The following is a 19,296-nucleotide window of genomic DNA, read 5'->3' on the forward strand; positions in this document are numbered from 1 at the left end:
ACAGACATCGACGGAAAAGTGGTTGAGCATCCGTTAATAGACTTGTCCTCACCACCGTCATCGATCGTGTATAACGGAGTAGGTGGAGCCCAAACCTTACCGATAGGTTTGAAAGATAACACGTTAACAACCTATTCGGCCTCGATTAACGATTTAGTGTTGGGTTATCGAGCAGCGGATGCGGATATAACGGTTATTAAAACAGCGTTAAAAGATAATGTTGTGACAGGCGATATCGTTCCTTACAGCATAAAAGTGATTAATAACACGGTACAAACAGCGAATATCAAAGTGAAAGACATCTTACCGGCAGGGTTTAAGTATGTAAAAGGCTCATCACGTTTAGATGGTAAGAAGATAGCCGACCCGAAAGGTGGAAAAGCGATGACTTATGATTCGTTGGAATTAAAAGGAAATGGTGAACTCGTTATTAACTATATGTTAGTTGTGGGCTCAGGTGTGACTCAGGGCGAGTACACCAATACGGCGATGGCACTGAGTAAACTGGGTCGAGTGGTATCGAATACTGCGCAGGCGACAGTGACAGTGACAGCGGACCCATTATTTGACAATGCATTAATCTTCGGAAAAGTGTTTGTCGACCGCAACGGTAATGGCGTACAAGATGAAGGTGAAGAAGGTCTGGGCGGCGTGAAATTAGTGACGGCTCGGGGAGAAATCATCACAACTGATACGCATGGTCGTTACCATATAGTCGGTGTATCGGGAGGACGTTGGGAACGAGGAGCAAACTTCGTTATCAAACTAGACCCACGAAGCTTACCGAAAGAGTACAAAGTAAGCGGACGTAATCCAAAAGTGGTGAGAGTATCGCCGGGATTACCAAGTAAAATTGATTTTGGTGTTACCGAGGTTAATCAGTAATTACCATCAAAGACGGACAAGGAAGTCTGTCTATCCCTATCCTTTCAGGTCTTTCCCCCGTCTATCGGGGGTTTTTTATTTCTAATTAATCTATCCTCTTAATCTTACTTTTAATAACTATAAACAATTAATTAAAGTAACAATTTATATAGAAATTAGCGATCAGAATAATATGTATTGATCGTTTATTGTGATCAATATATAGTATTATGTAAATATTATGAAAATGTTTTAATAAAAATATTTCATTTTGTAATTTTTTTAACTGATTGATTAGCTAATTTATTATTTATCAACAAAGATTAATTGAGGTTGGTTATCAATCATTTTTTAAGGTTTATGGATAAATTTTGATGTTGAGTTGAATTACGGAAATAAAAAATATAATCGATCTTAGAAGAAGAGAAAGGAAATAAACTAAATGAAAAAACATAACTGGACCCGGCATCCACTTTGCCTGTGTATTAGTTTTGCTTTTTTTCTTGGCTCCAATAGTGTTTATGCAGGTAGTTTAGATATACCTAAATTAAATATTATTCGGGATGAGTTTAATGCAGAAGAAAAGCTTAATTTAAGTATTTATAATCCAAAAGTGAAGTTGACGTCGCAAGGATTGTTTACGACACCAATGGGACTTTATATTTACACTAACTATCCAACCAAAATCGCAGAATATCAAATCACCATTTACCGTCAATCGGATTTAGATAACCGGCAACCATTAAAGATCTTACGATTTAAAGAAATCAGTCCGTATGAGGCGGTGTTATGGCGTGGTGATACCGATAATGGCGAGCCGTTATCGACAGACAGCGAGTATAAAGCGATTTTAACCACAACCGGTTATGCAGACCAAAAAGATACCGTATATGCAGTGCCATTTAAAACCTTGGGTTACGGCAGTGCACAAATCGACAATCCGTTCATCGCCTACCGCAAATCGACCCTCTCGTCGAATTTATTATTTGGTCAATTAAAATCAGACAGCACGATACCGGGCTTTGGTGAAAGCCGAATAAACCATCAGGGCATTGTCACCAGTGCCCAAGACCGTAAAGTGGTCATTCAAATGGCGGGGCTGGAAGATAAAAAAGCAGTGAAGCTCAATGGTGAGCGCTTAGTGGTGGACGACAATGGTCGAGCCATGCGCGAGATAATTTTATCACCGGGTGAGTATCAGTTTGATTTAAGCTGGCAGGATGGATCGGGTCAGAAACAATCGCAACAGGAAAAGTTGGTGGTTGAAAAGAAAGATGACATTTTTTATGTGGGTATAGTTGATGTGACGTATGCACAAAACAATGTCAGCGGAGAAGGGCGTTCGATACTGGAAGAGGCCGACAGTCATCACTACAGTGGCAAAGGGAGCTGGGATGGTCGGGTTGCCTTTTATGTCAAAGCGAATAAGGGTGATTACCGGTTAACGGCGCATTTAGACACCACTGAAACGAAATTAAAAAATGCATTTGGACATTTAGGTGAAAAAGACCCGACTCGTTTTGCCCGTGAAATAGACCCGCAAGCTTACTACCCGATATATGGGGATGATTCGACCACGGAAAGTGATGTGGATACGGAAGGTAAGTTTTATATCAAATTAGAGAAGGGCAAAAGTTACGGGTTATGGGGTAACTATAACACCCAAATTACCGGTAATGAGTTTGCCAACTTTAACCGCAGTTTATACGGGGCAAAGTTATATCACGAAAGTGAGCATTCAACTCGGTATGGTGATACCCGCACATTCGCGACGGTATTTTTATCGAACGGTGAAACGCGTGGCAGTCATGTTGAGTTAGCCTCGACCGGTGGTAGTTTATACTTTTTAAAACATCAGCGTATTACCGCAGGGAGTTTAAAGTTGTCGGTTGAAGTGAGAGATCGCAATACCGGTAGGGTACTGAGCATCAGTACCTTGACCGAAGGGGTCGATTATGAAGTGAACCAGTTTCAGGGTCGGGTGATGTTAACCAAAGCCCTGCCAATGACGGCAAACGGTGGCACGGGCAGTTCAATTATTGAAAGCGGTAATCTGGTTGGGGGTAATCCGGTCTGGATTATAGCGGAATATGAATATTACTCGGACGGTTTTGACTTTGACGGTCAAAAAGTGTTTGGTGGTCGGGCTTATCACTGGTTAAACGACCATGTTCGAATTGGCGGTACATATATCAGTGAAGACCAGTCAGGCGGTGAAACGTATGAGTTAAAAGGGCTAGATGTCATTGTTAGACCGACGCAGGGCACGCATACCCATTTTGAATATGCCAAAAGTAAGGCTGGGATGAGTGATATCTATGTGTCGAGCAATGGTGGCTTATCATTTAATCAGACAGTGTTATCGGGTGATACACGGGGAGCAGCATGGAAGATTAACCAAAAAATCGAATTCAGTGATTTGACTGGTGAGGATATCCCGTTAAGTTTTACGGGTTATTACTCAATGCAGCAGGAAGGCTTTTCGTCCTTTGCTAAAGCCCGTAGCAGTGATTTAGAAGAATGGGGCGGAGAGTTACGTTATGACTTTGAGCCGGATAAGCAAGGGGTATTAGTTTCTTATAGCAGTGAAAAAGACAAGGGTAATTATGTAGAACGGATAGCCCGTGCACAATATTACACCACGCTGGGTGATTTATATAAGACCACATTAGAGCTGGAGCACCGTAATAATCACAATTATGGTGAGGACAGCACGCATGAAATGCTGGTGGCGGCGAAATTGGAACGCTCGTTTTTTGACGGACGAGACAAAGGTTACATCATTCAGCAGCTGACGTTGGGTAAATCGGGTGCTGTGGCGAATGATAACCGTACCACCTTAGGATACAGCTCACAAATTACCGAGAGCATCAATCTGGGTGCAGAAGTCTTTGCATCAAATCGGGGTGCTGGTGGTGGCGTTCAGGGCAGCTGGGATGTGAATGACCGCACCAGTTTATATACCAAAGTATTAAATGATGTGGACTCAACCTCGGGTCGGGGCATTACCACGGTTGTCGGGGGACGCAGCAAAGCGACCAGCCAGATGGAGCTTTACTCAGAGCGACAATTTAAGACCACCAAAATTGACCGAACCACTTCTGATGTTTATGGAGTGACTTATAAACCGACTGAATCTCAGTTTGTTGAAGGGTCTTACTCGATAGGACGGGTGAATAACCGTAACCGAAACCGTACTAGTTTAACCGGAAATGATGAAACTCGTCGGGATGTGTATGTAGTAGGATACGGTTATAAAAATGATACCGTTCAGGTACGTAACCGAGTGGAATACCGGATAGATGAAGGTAGCCATCGGATCCGCCAATGGGTAACCACCAACCGGGCAAAAACGACCGTAAGCGAAAACCTCAGCTGGATGGCACAGTTTGATTTTGCGAAAACGTTAGGTGAGCACGATAACAACAGTGAAGTGCTGAGTAACTACACGGAGTCGACATTAGGCTTTGCTTATCGCCCGTTATCTTTCAATAACCTGAATTTATTCGGCAAGCTGACGTATGTGTATGGTTTAGATCCGGATGATCAGCTGATAGCCAACTCGACATCGTCAAATAGCAAAAGCTATACCTCAAGTCTGTATGACCAAAAGAGCTGGGTGTGGTCATTAGAAGGCGTGTATGAGTGGAATGCGAACTGGGAAACGACGTTTAAAGCAGCACACCGACAAGGGCATTTACGTTATAAAGGTGAAAGCACTTGGTACTCATCAGGAGCAAGCTTATATGCACTCCGCCTCAATTATAAGACAGGTGACTGGGAATACCAGATAGAAGGTCGAACATTACGTACCGATCTGGCAGATGACCATAAAGAGGGGGTCGTGACCAGTATATACCGGAATATCGGTGACAATATCAAGATGGGAATAGGTTATAACTTTACAGATTACAACGACAACTTAACGCACCTGAACTACCGTTCACATGGTTGGTTTGTCAATGTAGTAGGGAGTTTCTAATGAACAGTTGGCAAAAAGTTAATAGAGGTCAGATGTATTCACCCGTGCAAATCAAATCAAACCGAAATGTAGAAAATCGAAAAGAAGAGAATTTGCGCATATCAGGAGAAAAGATAATGCGGACTGCGCATAATGCAACAGTGAAAAAAAGAATGCTAAGGGGTATAAAACAACTATTAGCCTCAGTGTTTATATCGATGGTGACACTATCAACTGCGTATGCCTTTGATATAAATGGAAAAGTCTATTTAGATTATGATAATACGGCAAGCAAAACAGAAATGCCTCTAACGGGTTTAAAAGTTGAATTATATGATAGTAATCAAAAACTATTATCTGATGCGATAACCAACCAAGACGGCAGCTATAAATTAGATGCGCCATTCCTAGGGACATATAAGGTTGTGGCAAAAACGACTGAAGGTGAAACCATTGATCGCTCCGTACAACTTATCGTTGATACCGGTGCGTCTGCTCAGAACTTATTTATCAAAGGGCAAGGCGGTGATATCAATTTAGCGATAAAAGATGACAAAGGCGCCGGAGCAAAGAATATTCCTGTTAGATTAATTTATAGCGCTTCTTCCAAAACTCCTATTTTTGTAACAAGTAATGGTGGTACAGTCGAGCTTAAAAATACCTTAAAAGGTCATCAGTATGATATGGTAGTTGATGCAGAAGATTTTATTACAGACTCAAGTAATAAAATCAAATATGCATTATGGGATGCAACGTTACCGGATAGCAAAAACGCCTATGTTGACAAAATTAGTTTTAATATGGCGGGTAAAAATCAAAAAGGTGTGTTTAATGTCAAACCTCGTAACGAATGGGGGATTGATGGTATTGTGGCTATCGATCAAAATGGTGATGGGATCTACACAGTAGATTTTGATACCGGTGCAATTGATATGAATGTCGAGCTTTATTATCCTGGCACGACAACGAAAGTACTGGGTACAAAAACGATGACTACAACTGATGATGGTCGATATCGTTTTAAAGACTTAGCGGTGGCGAGTTATGACATTAGGGTAACCAATGTTAAAGCACCTTATATTCCAATTAGTAAAATTGAACAAAACGTCAAAATAACAGACGTAAATAATCAAACAAATGGTCCGACATTTTTATTAAGAATGGACCCAAACGATACAACGTTAGTTGGTATATCTGGAAATGTGTTTGTACTAGGACCTCAGCAATATATTCAAGCAGGTCCGGATTCAGGTAAAACGGGCAATAATATTCCGCTTGTGGCTCAAGGCAGTACAGGACTTAATACCACAGTTGAGCTTTACCAACATAATGGAACCAATTGGAATAAAATTGCTTCTCAATTTACCACCGGTAATTTGGGCGCCTATCAATTTGTCGGATTAATAAAAAACAAAGATTATAAAGTTGTTGTCACTGAATCAAATATAAATTTAAATGAAAATATTTTTGTTAATGATACGGACGGTAAATCAACCAGTACCTCATCTAAATCAAGAAGTACGCATAAAGGTAAAGTCACATTAAGTAATGGTACACAAGCTAACATAGCGGCTAAAGAGATTATTTTACCTAAACTTAATGAACAAAAAACCAACCAAAACTTTTGGTATTCACCAATACGTAAAGATTTAGGTAATTTATTAGTCGTTAATTATTTGAAAACAGCTAATGGGAACTGGAGCTGGAGTTCAACGATTAATGGGCTTGAAGCGATTACCGCCAGTACTTATACTAAAATAGCCTTTTTTGAAGAAGATGGTGTGACTCAAGCAACCGATTTACAAGGCAATAAATTAGAAGTTAGCTATCAAAAACCGGGTTTTTATGGCGTAAGAGGCTCACAAGATTATCCTATCGATCATGCTGGTTTGTTTTATTATTCTGTTGTTGAATATGATACGGAAAATTTGGATTATCCCGAATCATATAATGGCGAATATTCGGTTAATGTTGCACCAGCAAAAACTTGGGGAGATACCATCTATTTTACACCAACAAGACCTAATACGATTTCCGGATATGTATATTTAAATAATAGTCATCGAGATGCTTTGGGATCTTACAATCCAAATCAAGATATACCAATTAAACAAAATCGGCTTATCTTGGAGCGAGAAGTATTTGGAGAATGGACGGTTATCACCGAATTCGCAACAGATAACAAGGGTCATTATAATTTCACCAATTTGCCTAATGGTAAATATCGTGTTACTGCTAAACAGGAGTATGGTGGTGGCAGTGATATAAGGAATGGCGATATTGATTTCGAAAATAATGATCAGAATAGCGGTTCAAGTATCGATCCTAATGATAACAAAAAAACGATATCAAGTATTGTTGTTAATGCGAATGGTGGTAACAAATACAACACGGACACTAACATCTGGTATAAATTAAAAATTAATCAACACATTCTTCGTGGCTCAGTATTTTTAGATACATGGTTAGGTGATGGTGAGATACAAACCGAGCAAATGTACAATGCTAATGACCTACCATTAAAAAATGCTGTCGTTTTACTTTGCGAAGATGATGGTACCAGTGATTGTATTGAAAACGGAAGTAATTTTATTGGAAAAAAATTAACCAATGCTAAGGGTGAATATAGTTTTCAAGGGCAACAAGATGGTATTAATCGAGATGTGACTTACATCGTTAAAGCTATCTATTCAGGTACAACGGCTGTCAATAATCCTGATAAAGAGTTAGCACCAAGTTATAAAGTACAGTTTAAACAACTTGATATGCCATTAACTAAGCGCTTCCTAATGCAAGGAAAAGGACAATTTTCGGCTGCGCCGGTTAATGATCTCAATGGTGATATGAAGTATGCAGGTGAGCAAACCATTGAGAATGGAAATGGATATTTTCAAATTTACTTCTGGAATGGAATTAATTATGAAAAATGGGGTGATATTGGTGATTACTATCGAACGATCAAGCTAAAATCATTGCCTGAAGGCAAATATCGTATCGTTCACAATCAGGGAGAGAACTTTATCGATATTGCGGATATGGACCCGGTAACACCACCTGGAATAGTAGATTTTGAAGTATTAGCTGACGGTTCACTTGCCAATAATTTAGGTAAAAATAATCTATTTTTAATGCAAGCTCAAGTTGCATCATCAAATACGACAGAGGCAATTTCGGGCAAGCTTTATTTGGATGTAACAGGTTCTAAAAACAAAGACGAAGCAGTTGAGCTGACTAAAGAAGAACTCATTCAATATAATAAAAGTATGCTAACTGTAAGTGGTATTTTTACGCCTCGTATCTACCCGGGATATTTTAACGGTAATGTTGACGATATTTTGGATCAAGTTGACTTTATCGATAAAAGTGTACAATACACGGGCGAATTTGCTTATACTGCCGCGAATTCAACGCGAGGAAAATTATATCTAACCAATATGTTATTACGTTTAACAGGTCTGGATACCTCGCAATTTGAATTGGTCGGTAACAGTGGTCAGTTAAAAGGCGATTATCTGCCAACAAAAGTACAAACAAATCTGGAATATATGCAAGTTGCGCCTTCAGGTTTATTGGGAGCACCAGATCAGTACTGGTTAGTAAAACTGAAAAATGATACAGAGATCAGTGGTCGACTTTATTACGATTATGACGATGATGGTTTTTTTACTCCAGGCACAAATGATGTTGTGATTTCGGGTGTCACCGTTGAGTTATATCGTAATGGTAAATTCTATGCAAAAACTAAAACTGATAAATCCGGTCTATATAACTTTAAAAATTTATTTAATGATACTTATACCGTTAAAGTTACTGAACAGGGTTTAGATAAACAACGTTATGAATTAAAGAGTGTTTTAAATACGGTAGCGGATATTGCTATTAATGAAAAAACACCAAAAGTAACGGGTGATAATTTAGATTTTATTTACAAGAAAAACGGCGATGCGGCGATCACCGGTCATGTAATGGTTGATATTAACAATAATGGCACACTAGAAAATAATGTTGATAAGACTGGGGACATGGCGATACCGGATATAAACGTCAAATTATATAAATTTGATGGTACCAATCGTACGTTTTATCGTGAAGTAAAAACGAATGCAAAAGGTTACTATAGTTTTAGTGGTATTGATTTAAATACTGATTATATTGTAGAAATTGAACCCACAAAAGGTTTTGGTGTTATTGCTAATGCAGAGGGTAACACAAATATCAATTTAAAACCGATTCACTTTGAAGATGTTGGAAAGACAGTACAAAACCAATATTTCTTATTGGCAGGAAGTTCAAATAGTGAACCGTCAGCTGGTATAGGTAGTAATAAAGCACTTAATAGTGGTATTGCGGGTAAAACTATTATTGACGGTGATGGAACATCATCTGAATTGCCAATTGATAATGTATTGATCGGCCTAATTGATTCAAACGGAACAGAAATCGCTCGTCAATATACCAATAGTAAAGGTGAATATCATTTTTATAACTTACCTTCCGGTAAGTACAGTATTAATGTTGTAACGTCACCGGATGGTTACACATTAGTTAAAAACAGTAAAGGTACCACTCAACCAATTGATACTTTATCTGGTCTAGATTTAACTAATGTGGGTATAAAAGACAATAATTTCTATTTTAAACAAGCGAGTGATGAAGGTATTGGTGGTAAAATCTATGTTGATTATGCCGATAATAATACCGATTTTAATCAGTTAAATGTGTTTGCCTATTTACTTGATAATAAAACTTCGTATACCGTTGAGTTACGTGACGGTTTAGATGGAACTGGTAAGCTATTAATGACCCAACAAACCGTAGATGGTGAGTATCATTTCTCTAATCTGGTGTTTGGTGATAATGCTAACTATTCTGTGGTACTGAAATTAGACGCTAATGCTGACCATGCGTTTAAACAAAGTTCAGCCGGTAACGATCCGAAAAATATTGTTATTCCGGTTGCGAGTTTACCAAAACAAGGTTCACCGGATAACTATTATCTGCTGGTAGGAAAACAAAAAATCGGTGGTTATGTCTGGGTTGATGAAAATGAAAGTAAAGACAGACAGGATGACGAAGGGCTTAATGGCATCAATGTGACCCTTAATTATCAGGCACCGGGTGCAACGGATTATGTCGAGCTTAAAAAGGTTAATACCGATAATTCAGGTCACTATCAGTTTGAAAAATTACCGAAAGGGGGTAACTACCAAATTAAGGTTAGCACACAGGAAGGAACGCAATTAATTGCAGAAAGTGTCATGGCCGGAAATAGCGATAGCTATGCGTTTACTCCGTTAACAAAAGATGAGTTAACTAATAGTACAGCGTATAAATACAATGGTACGATAAAAGGTCATGTGAGTATTGATGTCGATAACAGTCAAACGAGAACGGCTATAGATGAAAATTTATCGGGACTGACGCTAAAATTGACTAAAACAAATGGTGCAACTACGAAACAAGTGACTACTGACAACAATGGTAATTTTGAAGTAGATAACTTATCGTTTGATGATTGGGTTATTACGGCAGACAGTTCGCAAAGTGTGGCTGACTGGAGTAGTTACCAGTTGAGTTATACCCAAACGGGTAATAAAGCAGTGGCAGCAACGGCAAAAGACTTATCATTAACGGTTAATCTTTCGAAGCAAAATCCAGCGGTGAGTGGCGTTGAAATAGGTTATCACGGGAGTGCTGTTATTAAAGGTTATGTGGTGATCGATGCCGATAACGACGGAAAATATAGCGCAAATGATATTGCCTTTGGAGCCTTAAGTACGCCAATTACGCCGAAACTGGTGTTAACATCGGCGAAATCGGGATTTGTGGAACAGGAGATTAAGGTTGATGCTCGAACCGGTCTGTTTGAAGTGTCAGGTTTAAGCCGACATGATTATGTGCTGAAAATTGATGATAAAGCGATTGAGCATTCCGGTTACAGACTGGTGTTCAGTCCGAACTCAAATGCAGCGAGCAATCAGGTGACGTTTAGTGTCAATAGTCCGAAAGATGACCAATTTTCAGCCGGTAACGTTGCTGAGCAACAAGCATTCGGCTTTAAAAGTGAGAATGTGTTAAAAGGGACTATTTATAAAGACTACTCAGGACAAGGAACGCATCAGACTTATCACACCGCCACCTTATCAGGGGTGAAAGTTGTGGCGACAAACAGCCATGGCTTAACCTTAACGGTCGACAGTGACAGTAAGGGTGAATATGAAATTGCGAATATAGGTGAAGGCAGCTGGACAATCACCGTAGAAGCACCGGCAAATTCAGGTTATGACTTCAGTTATGTAGTACAAAAAGTTGGGGGAGAAATCACCACAATCAATAAAGATAGTGTCGTTGTCAACATCCCTCCAGCATCCTCGGCAAATAAAATCAAAAATGTTGATTTTGGTCTGAAAGGTCAGGCAAGTATAGACGGTCAAGTTGTAATAGACGTGAATGCGGATGATGGAGAGGTGATCAATACACAGGATATCGGAATTGATACGTTATTTGCTAACTATAAGGTAGAGTTATATGTAGATAATAATCTGGTGAAAGAGGTCAAAGCGGTCAGTAACGGAAGTACAGAAACGGAGTTAGGTAACTACCGATTTGACAACTTAGTCTCGGGTGTTGATTATCAGGTAAAAGTAAGTCGTCCGGTAACAGATTATGTTAGTAGCTTTATGTTAATCGACAACACACACAAAGTAACGATTAATCAGACAGACAGCGAAATGAGTGAAACTTATCAATTTGCAGGGGCAACGGATAAAGCGACAGGGGTAAACTTTGCGTGGAAAGGTAGCACCAGTATTAAAGGTAAAATTTACTTAGACAGTGATGATAATGGAGTGTACAACGCCTCCACGGACAGCAGTGTTAATGCGGACTTGACGGTGAAATTAAGTAATATCAACAATCCGGCATTACAGTTAACACAAACAATTGCAGCCGGTGAGACAGTTTATGAACTAAACGGTATTATTCCGGGCAAATGGCAAATTGAAGTGGAAGGGGTACCGAGCACGTTACGAGCAAGCTTTGACCCGGATGATGCGCACCATGACAGCAAAGGTTACTTAACCTTACCGAAGACAGTCAATCAGGCAATCATTGATATCACGGGTAACCTAACCGATCAGGATTTTGGTTATATCCATGGTGGTATTATTGAAGGAAAACTGGTAGAAGATCATGAAGGTAAAGGTCTGGCCGGTCTGTCAGAATTAACCGGATTGTCGGGAGCAGATGTCTATCTGTTAGACAATACCCAAAAACACCTGATGAACAAAGAGGGTAAACCACTGTCGTTTATGACAAGCAGTGATGGTAAATTTATATTCCGCAATCTGGTGATAGATCCGAATGCGGTTGATGATTCAAAATACAGTATCCGTTTACTGTTTGGTGAATATCACGATGGTGTGGTAGGTTCAGATAAAACCAATCCGTTATACGAAAAAGTGCCGTATTTTGAACAATACATCGATAGTAATGGTAAAGAGGTTAAACATGACTTAATTGATATTGCCACACCGCCAGCTTCGATTGTTTATAATGGCTCAGGTGGTATGCAAACATTGCCAATTAAGCTAAATGATGGTAGCACCACCTTTAGTGCAACAAGTAACGATATTATACTGGGTTACCGGGTACATAATGCGGATGTAACCGTAATAAAAACGGCACTGAAGGATAATGTTGTGGTGGGTGATATCGTCCCTTACACCATCAAAGTGATTAATAATTCGTCACACAAATCACGCATTAAGGTAAAAGATATTTTACCGTCAGGGTTTAAGTTTGTGAAAGGTTCATCGCGTTTAAATAGCAAAAAAGTGACGGATCCGAAAGGGAGTAAAGCGGTGACGTATGATTCACTGGATTTAACGGCGAACAGTGAAGTGGTGATCAGCTATATGTTGGTCGTGGGCTCGGGTGTTACCCAAGGCGAGTATACCAATACAGCGATGGTACTGAATGCCTTAACAGGTAAAGTGTCGTCGAATATAGCCGAAGCGACGGTAACGGTGACAGCGGATCCACTGTTTGACAATGCATTAATTTTCGGAAAAGTGTATGTAGACCGAAATGGCAATGGTGTACAAGATGAAGGTGAAGAAGGTTTGGGCGGCGTGAAGTTAGTGACCACCCGTGGCGAAATCATCACAACTGATACGCATGGTCGTTACCATATAGTCAGTGTATCGGGAGGTCGTTGGGAGCGAGGAGCAAACTTCGTCATCAAACTAGACCCACGAAGCTTACCGAAAGCATACCGTGTAAACGGACGTAATCCAAAAGTAGTGAGAGTATCGCCAGGGTTACCAAGTAAAGTTGATTTTGGTGTTACGGAGGTAAATCAGTAATTCCCATTAAACATAAAGACAGAAAAGTAAGTCTGTTTATCCCTATCCTTTCAGCTCTTTCCCCCGTTTATCGGGGGTTTTTTATATGAAGCATCCTAAATTATTATTTCATATAAATAGATTTCAGTGTTAGAACACTGAAAATGACTAGAGTTGTAGAGATAGAAATTAAATTGAATGCCTGTTAATAAATTAACATTGTCATATTAATTAGTTAGCATAAATAGAGCAGTATTAATGAGTTTAAGCATAATACTGAAAGTATTTATTATCATTCATTAAATGAAATCAAACAATTTTGTGTAGGGTTACAGATTGAAAACTCCCAACTAAAATTGGGAGTTGATTCGTTTTATTGTTGATAATTTGATAAAAATTTAGCAAAGCGTTCGATAGCGTCTTGTAATTCACCTGTATGTGGAAGCGCAACAATTCTGACATGATCGGGTTTATGCCAATTGAAACCACTGCCTTGTACTAAAAGAACTTTTTCTTGCAATAGAAAATCTAAAACCAATTTCTGATCATTGTGAATATTAAATTTTTGCTGATCAAGTTTAGGAAATAAGTACAATGCGCCTTGTGGTTTAGTACAACTTACGCCTGGGATATCATTTAACATGCGCCATGCAAGCATACATTGATCATATAAACGACCACCAGGAACAATAAATTCATTAATACTTTGATAACCGCCAAGTGCACCTTGAATGGCATGTTGCAATGGTACATTGGCGCATAATCGCATTGACGCCAACATATTTAGTCCCTCGATGTATCCTTTTACATGTTGTTTAGGGCCACAAAGTGCCATCCATCCTTGCCTAAAACCTGCAACACGATAAGTTTTAGATAGTCCGCTCATGGTTACGACAAATAAGTCGGGCGCTAAAGCGGCTATTGAATGATGAACAGCATCATCATATAAAATTTTGTCGTAAATTTCGTCAGCAAAAATAATAAGGTTGTTTTGACGCGCAATTTCTGCAATATCAAGTAAAAGTTGTTTACTATAAACGGCACCGGTTGGATTATTAGGATTAATGATCACAATTCCTTTGGTTTTAGGGGTGATCTTTCGTTTAATATCGTCTATATCGGGCGACCAATTGGCTTCTTCATCACACAGGTAATGAACGGCACTACCACCAGATAAACTAATTGCTGCTGTCCATAATGGATAATCTGGCATAGGAACTAAGATTTCATCACCGCTATTGAGCAATGCTTGCATCGATTGTACGATAAGTTCAGAAACACCATTGCCAATAAAAATATCTTCGACATCTAAACTGGTTATTCCTCTGGCTTGATAGTGTTGCATAATAGCTTTACGTGCAGAGTAAAGTCCTTTTGAATCAGAATATCCTTGTGAAGAAGGCAAATTACGGATGACATCAACTAATAATTCATCAGGTGCAGCAAAACCAAAAGGGGCAGGATTTCCAATATTAAGTTTTAGTATAGTTTGACCTTCTTCTTCAAGACGCTTTGCGTGTTCAAGAATTGGTCCTCGGATGTCATAACAGACATGATCCAATTTATTTGATTTTTGGAAATTTTTCATAATATTGCCCTTCTTATTTATTTTAGTGTTTTTTTATTTTTAACAAAAAAACAATCTACTCCTATTTCGATAATTTTTGAAGATGTTATTATAATCAACCAAGTAAATCGCTTTTGATTGTCCAAAATTTGTGCGGAGTATGTGATGAAAACCATTTTAACTGTCATAGGAAAAGACCAAACCGGAATTATTGCTGGTATAAGTCAAAAATTATATGAATTGAATATTAATATTTTAGATGTATCTCAAACTATTATGGGTGAATATTTCACGATGATAATGTTACTCGATTTATCAAAAATCGATGTTTCATTTGATGATGTTAAAAATACATTAACGCAAACAGGCGAAAATCTTAAAGTTAAAGTTAATATTCAACGCGAAGAGATATTTGATGCAATGCATCGTCTTTAGATTTTATTCAATAATTTTTACTGAAGGATAGTACTAATGGAAACCAAACAGATCCTCGAAACGATTAAAATGATTGAGGAAGAAAAGCTTGATATTCGCACAATAACCATGGGTATTTCTCTGCTTGATTGTATTGATAGCGATGGTGAAAAAGCCCGTCAAAAAATCTATGACAAAATTACTAAATTAGCCAAAAATTTAGTAAAAGTTGGTGATCAAATTACGTCTGAATTTGGTATTCCAATTATTAATAAACGTATCTCTGTGACACCAATATCCTTAATTGCAGGAGCAAGTAATGATAGTGATTATGTCGCGTTCGCAAAAACACTTGATCAAGCCGCTAAAGCGGTGGGTGTAAACTTTATTGGTGGATTTTCGGCGTTAGTGCAGAAAGGTTACCATAAAGGTGATGAAATTTTGATTAAATCCATTCCACAAGCGCTTGCCCAAACAGAACGCGTTTGTTCATCGGTTAATGTAGGTTCTACGCAAACCGGTATCAACATGGATGCTGTAAAACAGATGGGGCATATTATTAAAGAAGCAGCCGTATTAACGGCGGATAATAGCAGTATGGCTTGTGCAAAATTAGTTGTGTTTGCTAATGCTGTTGAGGACAATCCGTTTATGGCAGGGGCTTTTCATGGTGTGGGCGAAGCTGATTGTGTCATTAATGTAGGTGTCAGTGGGCCTGGTGTGGTTAAGCGAGCACTCGAAAAAGTAAAAGGTCAACCTTTTGATGTGGTTGCGGAAACCATCAAAAAAACGGCTTTTAAAATTACGCGTATGGGACAACTTGTTGGTAAAGAGGCTTCGGAGCGTTTAGGCGTTAAATTTGGTATTGTTGATTTATCTTTAGCGCCAACGCCTGCAATAGGTGATTCTGTCGCCCATATTTTGGAAGAAATGGGACTGGAAGTGGTTGGAACACATGGCACAACGGCTGCGTTGGCGATGCTTAATGACGCTGTCAAAAAAGGTGGGGTCATGGCATGTGGTCATGTGGGTGGTTTAAGTGGGGCATTTATTCCTGTTTCAGAAGACGCAGGCATGATCGATGCCGTGAATAAAGGTTCTCTCAACCTTGAAAAGCTTGAAGCAATGACCTGCGTCTGTTCTGTCGGACTAGATATGATTGCTATCCCAGGTGATACACCGGCTGAAACTATCTCGGCAATTATCGCCGATGAAGCTGCAATTGGCGTCATTAACCACAAAACCACTGCGGTAAGAATTATTCCGGCAGTTGGATTGAAGGTTGGTGATAATATTGAGTTTGGTGGCTTATTAGGGCATGCCCCTGTGATGCCGGTTAATCCATTTGGCTCATGTGATTTCATTAATCGTGGTGGTCGTATTCCTGCTCCGATTCACTCCTTCAAAAACTAAGTGATTATTTTGTGATGCCTTGTATATCAAAAAAGACAAGGTATCACATGACTTTCTGTCTATTCATTTCTATCTGATAATCCAAAACACGATTTTTTTGTTCGAGTTAAAACGCCGATTGAATCGTGTGAAATGGCAAATAATATCTGTTCGCTTGCTAATCGTAGGGAGGAAGGGGTAAATCTTAAATTGAAAACAGCATAGTAGGTTTGTAAAAAAAGTTTAATAAAATGGGAGGTTTTAGTAAAAAAAAAAATTTAACTAATAAAACGGCTAATTTTACGTTAGATGCTTTTGTTTAGTGATAATGAATAATCAATTGTTTACAGACTCAAAAAGTTTATAATCAGCATAAAGTTATGGTTGTTAAATAAACAAATGGGATGGTGAGCATGAAAAGATTTTTAATTATTATTACAGCATGCTTTGTACTAAACATATCATTTAATCAAGTATTATGTGCACCTCTATCAGATAAAACTTTTATTCTTCGCTCCGATAAAGCATTGCCATCCATTCAAATATTTGAGCAAAAAAAATTTTTCAATGTGAATTTTAAGAAAGTAAAAACAGATAAAACAGAAAAAACACAGCAATCCAATGAAAGACAGATCGTGCTTTATAGTAATGATGTAGATAATGCTCGGATTTTTATTATGTATGAAGCTGTCACTAATGAACAAGATGCGATGACAGTTTTTTTAACGCAATTAAAACTACGAGGTAATGAAAATCCGGAAATTAAAACTTACAAAAATGTGAAATATGTTGAAGGTTTTGATGCCAGAATAAATGGGCGCTATATCTATACTCAACAATTTGACCAAGCAAATGGCTTTGTTGCTATAAAGGCTTTAATGTATCACATTGATGATAAAAATAGAGGTTTTTACCAAACCATAAATACAATTTCCACACCAAAATTAATAAATGAATTAATCAATTTTCTAAACCACAACAAAGGGTAGCAAATCAGCAAGTAAGTAAAGTCGGAGTAGAATTTTATTATTTTATCGAGTTTTTAGTTAGCTCATAAAGGAAACAAAAATGAAAAAAGTTATAATCAGTTTTATTTCAATATTATTGTTTGGTTGTGGGGTTTTAGAAAGTGATTATCAACCTGGCAACTATGGTCCGATGTTAACGGTAATTAATCAAAAATTACCAAATTATGATTTACCAAAAAAAATAGATTTCCACAATAAAACCTATTATCTATATAATCAAAGTCGTGATAGTGGTTCAGGTAATCCTAATGATAAGCGTGCAATTATGTACATGCAAGATCCTAAAGCAGCAACCTATTATGAAGATTATTTCATCATTATGGATGATATCGTTGCCAATGCTCAAGATGCTCAAAAACTCTTTCAATTGCAAATCGCAATGCGTTCATCTGATCCAAAAGTCACTCAAGAAGGTAACGTTTCTTATGCCGTAGGAACTGATGAAAAAAATGGTATAGGTTATTTAATTGTCAGTACTTATGAGGAATCAACCCATTTGGCTCGTAATCGTTTTTATCTCATTCTACTCAATGAAAAAAATGACCATTTAGTAAAATATATGCAAACCCATACTAAGCAAATGGTACAAGAGATATTGAAATTAGGACATAAATAGTTAATTTACCAATCTAATACCGATAACTTTAATCACAAGAATAGCAGCGTTAGTTGCGTTAATCATTATGCACTGCTAGTATTTTAACATTTCGATAAAACAGTGGTAATTATGCATAACACATTTTCTGATAGTTATTTTCAACGTTTTAGTGGCATTGCTCGGTTGTATGGTCAATCCGCATTGTCGTGTTTTGCTCGTGCGCATATTTGTGTAGTAGGGATTGGTGGTGTTGGTTCTTGGGTAGCAGAATCCCTTGCTCGCAGTGGTATCGGGCAAATTACTTTGATTGATATGGATGATGTCTGTGTAACCAATACTAATCGCCAAATTCATGCTTTAACCTCAAATATAGGTAAAGCTAAAACCGCCGTCATGGCTGAGCGAATATTACAAATTAATCCAGAATGCATTGTTAATCAAATTGATGATTTTATTAATATTGATAATGTTTCTGATTATTTGGGTGCTCAAAACTTGCCTCGTTATGATTATATTATTGATGCTATTGATAGTGTGCGTGATAAAGCGGCTGTGCTTAATTATTGCAGACGACAAAAATTGAAAGTCATTACTATTGGTGGCGCAGGTGGGCAAAAAGATCCAACTCAGATTAAAATTGCTGATTTGGCTAAAACCATTCAAGATCCTTTGGCAGCTAAATTACGAGAAAGACTAAAGAACGATTATAAACTTAATAAAGATAGTAAAGGTAAATTTTCGATACCTTGTGTTTACTCAACAGAACAACTGACATATCCGGCGGAGAATGGACAAATCTGTTTTACGAAAAGTGAAGCGCATGGCACTAAAAAAATGGATTGTGAGTCAGGTTTTGGCGCAGTGACGACTGTTACGGCAAGTTTTGGATTTGTTGCTGTCAGTTATGTACTGGACAAATTATCTAAAATTTAAGTGAACTTTTTATTTCTTCGAAAAATTTTGCATATTTAAAAAAAGCTATTTTACCCAAGTAAAATAGCTTTTTTTTAACTAAAAATCTCAAAAATTAATTTCTTTTATCTAAAATTATGAATATCGCTCACCCATTTCAATAACATTTATTTTTCTGCAAGATCTTATTGTATAAAGTAAAAAACTGATTTACG

At 38.0% G+C, this 19,296-nt stretch carries 9 protein-coding genes; 8 read left to right on the top strand and 1 reads right to left on the bottom strand.

Features of this window, described 5'->3' with window-relative positions; genetic code table 11:
* From A9G10_RS06000 to A9G10_RS06010, 3 genes are all read left to right on the top strand, one after another.
* Nucleotides 1-885: SdrD B-like domain-containing protein (locus tag A9G10_RS06000; RefSeq protein ID WP_143425964.1), on the top strand; the 885-nt coding region annotated here is incomplete at its 5' end.
* A 421-nt stretch (nt 886-1,306) separates the two neighbouring features.
* Nucleotides 1,307-4,846, top strand: a complete 3,540-nt coding sequence (locus A9G10_RS06005; protein WP_065558704.1) for a hypothetical protein — start codon at nt 1,307-1,309, stop codon at nt 4,844-4,846.
* On the top strand, nt 4,846-13,191 hold the full coding sequence (locus A9G10_RS06010) for an SdrD B-like domain-containing protein (protein WP_065558705.1): 8,346 nt from the start codon (nt 4,846-4,848) through the stop codon (nt 13,189-13,191). The genes A9G10_RS06005 and A9G10_RS06010 overlap by 1 nt, the downstream gene beginning before the upstream one ends.
* 352 nt (nt 13,192-13,543) lie before the next feature.
* On the opposite strand, the gene A9G10_RS06015 is transcribed toward A9G10_RS06010, so the two are convergent.
* A complete protein-coding gene (locus A9G10_RS06015) occupies nt 13,544-14,758 on the bottom strand; it encodes a pyridoxal phosphate-dependent aminotransferase (protein ID WP_065558706.1) in 1,215 nt (404 codons plus the stop codon).
* Nucleotides 14,759-14,902: 144 nt separating this feature from the next.
* Between A9G10_RS06015 and A9G10_RS06020 the strand changes: the two genes are divergently transcribed.
* The 5 genes from A9G10_RS06020 (at nt 14,903) to tcdA (ending at nt 19,102) form a co-directional block, all read left to right on the top strand.
* Nucleotides 14,903-15,172 carry an ACT domain-containing protein gene (locus A9G10_RS06020; protein ID WP_065558707.1) on the top strand — a complete coding sequence of 90 codons (270 nt, stop codon included), beginning with the start codon at nt 14,903-14,905 and terminating at the stop codon, nt 15,170-15,172.
* 36 nt (nt 15,173-15,208) lie between these two features.
* Nucleotides 15,209-16,564, top strand: coding sequence for a PFL family protein (locus tag A9G10_RS06025; RefSeq protein WP_065558708.1), 1,356 nt, complete (start codon nt 15,209-15,211; stop codon nt 16,562-16,564).
* A gap of 392 nt (nt 16,565-16,956) precedes the next feature.
* Nucleotides 16,957-17,532, top strand: a complete 576-nt coding sequence (locus A9G10_RS06030) for a hypothetical protein (protein WP_065558709.1) — start codon at nt 16,957-16,959, stop codon at nt 17,530-17,532.
* 79 nt (nt 17,533-17,611) lie between these two features.
* Nucleotides 17,612-18,187, top strand: a complete 576-nt coding sequence (locus A9G10_RS06035; RefSeq protein ID WP_065558710.1) for a hypothetical protein — start codon at nt 17,612-17,614, stop codon at nt 18,185-18,187.
* Between the two features lie 111 nt (nt 18,188-18,298).
* Nucleotides 18,299-19,102, top strand: a complete 804-nt coding sequence (gene tcdA, locus A9G10_RS06040) for a tRNA cyclic N6-threonylcarbamoyladenosine(37) synthase TcdA (RefSeq protein WP_065558711.1) — start codon at nt 18,299-18,301, stop codon at nt 19,100-19,102.
* Nucleotides 19,103-19,296 lie beyond the last annotated feature (194 nt).

The organism is Gilliamella sp. wkB308, assembly GCF_001690185.1.
Lineage (GTDB): Bacteria > Pseudomonadota > Gammaproteobacteria > Enterobacterales > Orbaceae > Gilliamella > Gilliamella apicola_I.

Coding starts and splice junctions, on each gene's coding strand:
- A9G10_RS06005 (WP_065558704.1), top strand. CDS start 1,307: ATGAAAAAACATAACTGGACCCGGCATCCACTTTGCCTGTGTATTAGT.
- A9G10_RS06010 (WP_065558705.1), top strand. CDS start 4,846: ATGAACAGTTGGCAAAAAGTTAATAGAGGTCAGATGTATTCACCCGTG.
- A9G10_RS06015 (WP_065558706.1), bottom strand. CDS start 14,758: ATGAAAAATTTCCAAAAATCAAATAAATTGGATCATGTCTGTTATGAC.
- A9G10_RS06020 (WP_065558707.1), top strand. CDS start 14,903: ATGAAAACCATTTTAACTGTCATAGGAAAAGACCAAACCGGAATTATT.
- A9G10_RS06025 (WP_065558708.1), top strand. CDS start 15,209: ATGGAAACCAAACAGATCCTCGAAACGATTAAAATGATTGAGGAAGAA.
- A9G10_RS06030 (WP_065558709.1), top strand. CDS start 16,957: ATGAAAAGATTTTTAATTATTATTACAGCATGCTTTGTACTAAACATA.
- A9G10_RS06035 (WP_065558710.1), top strand. CDS start 17,612: ATGAAAAAAGTTATAATCAGTTTTATTTCAATATTATTGTTTGGTTGT.
- tcdA (WP_065558711.1), top strand. CDS start 18,299: ATGCATAACACATTTTCTGATAGTTATTTTCAACGTTTTAGTGGCATT.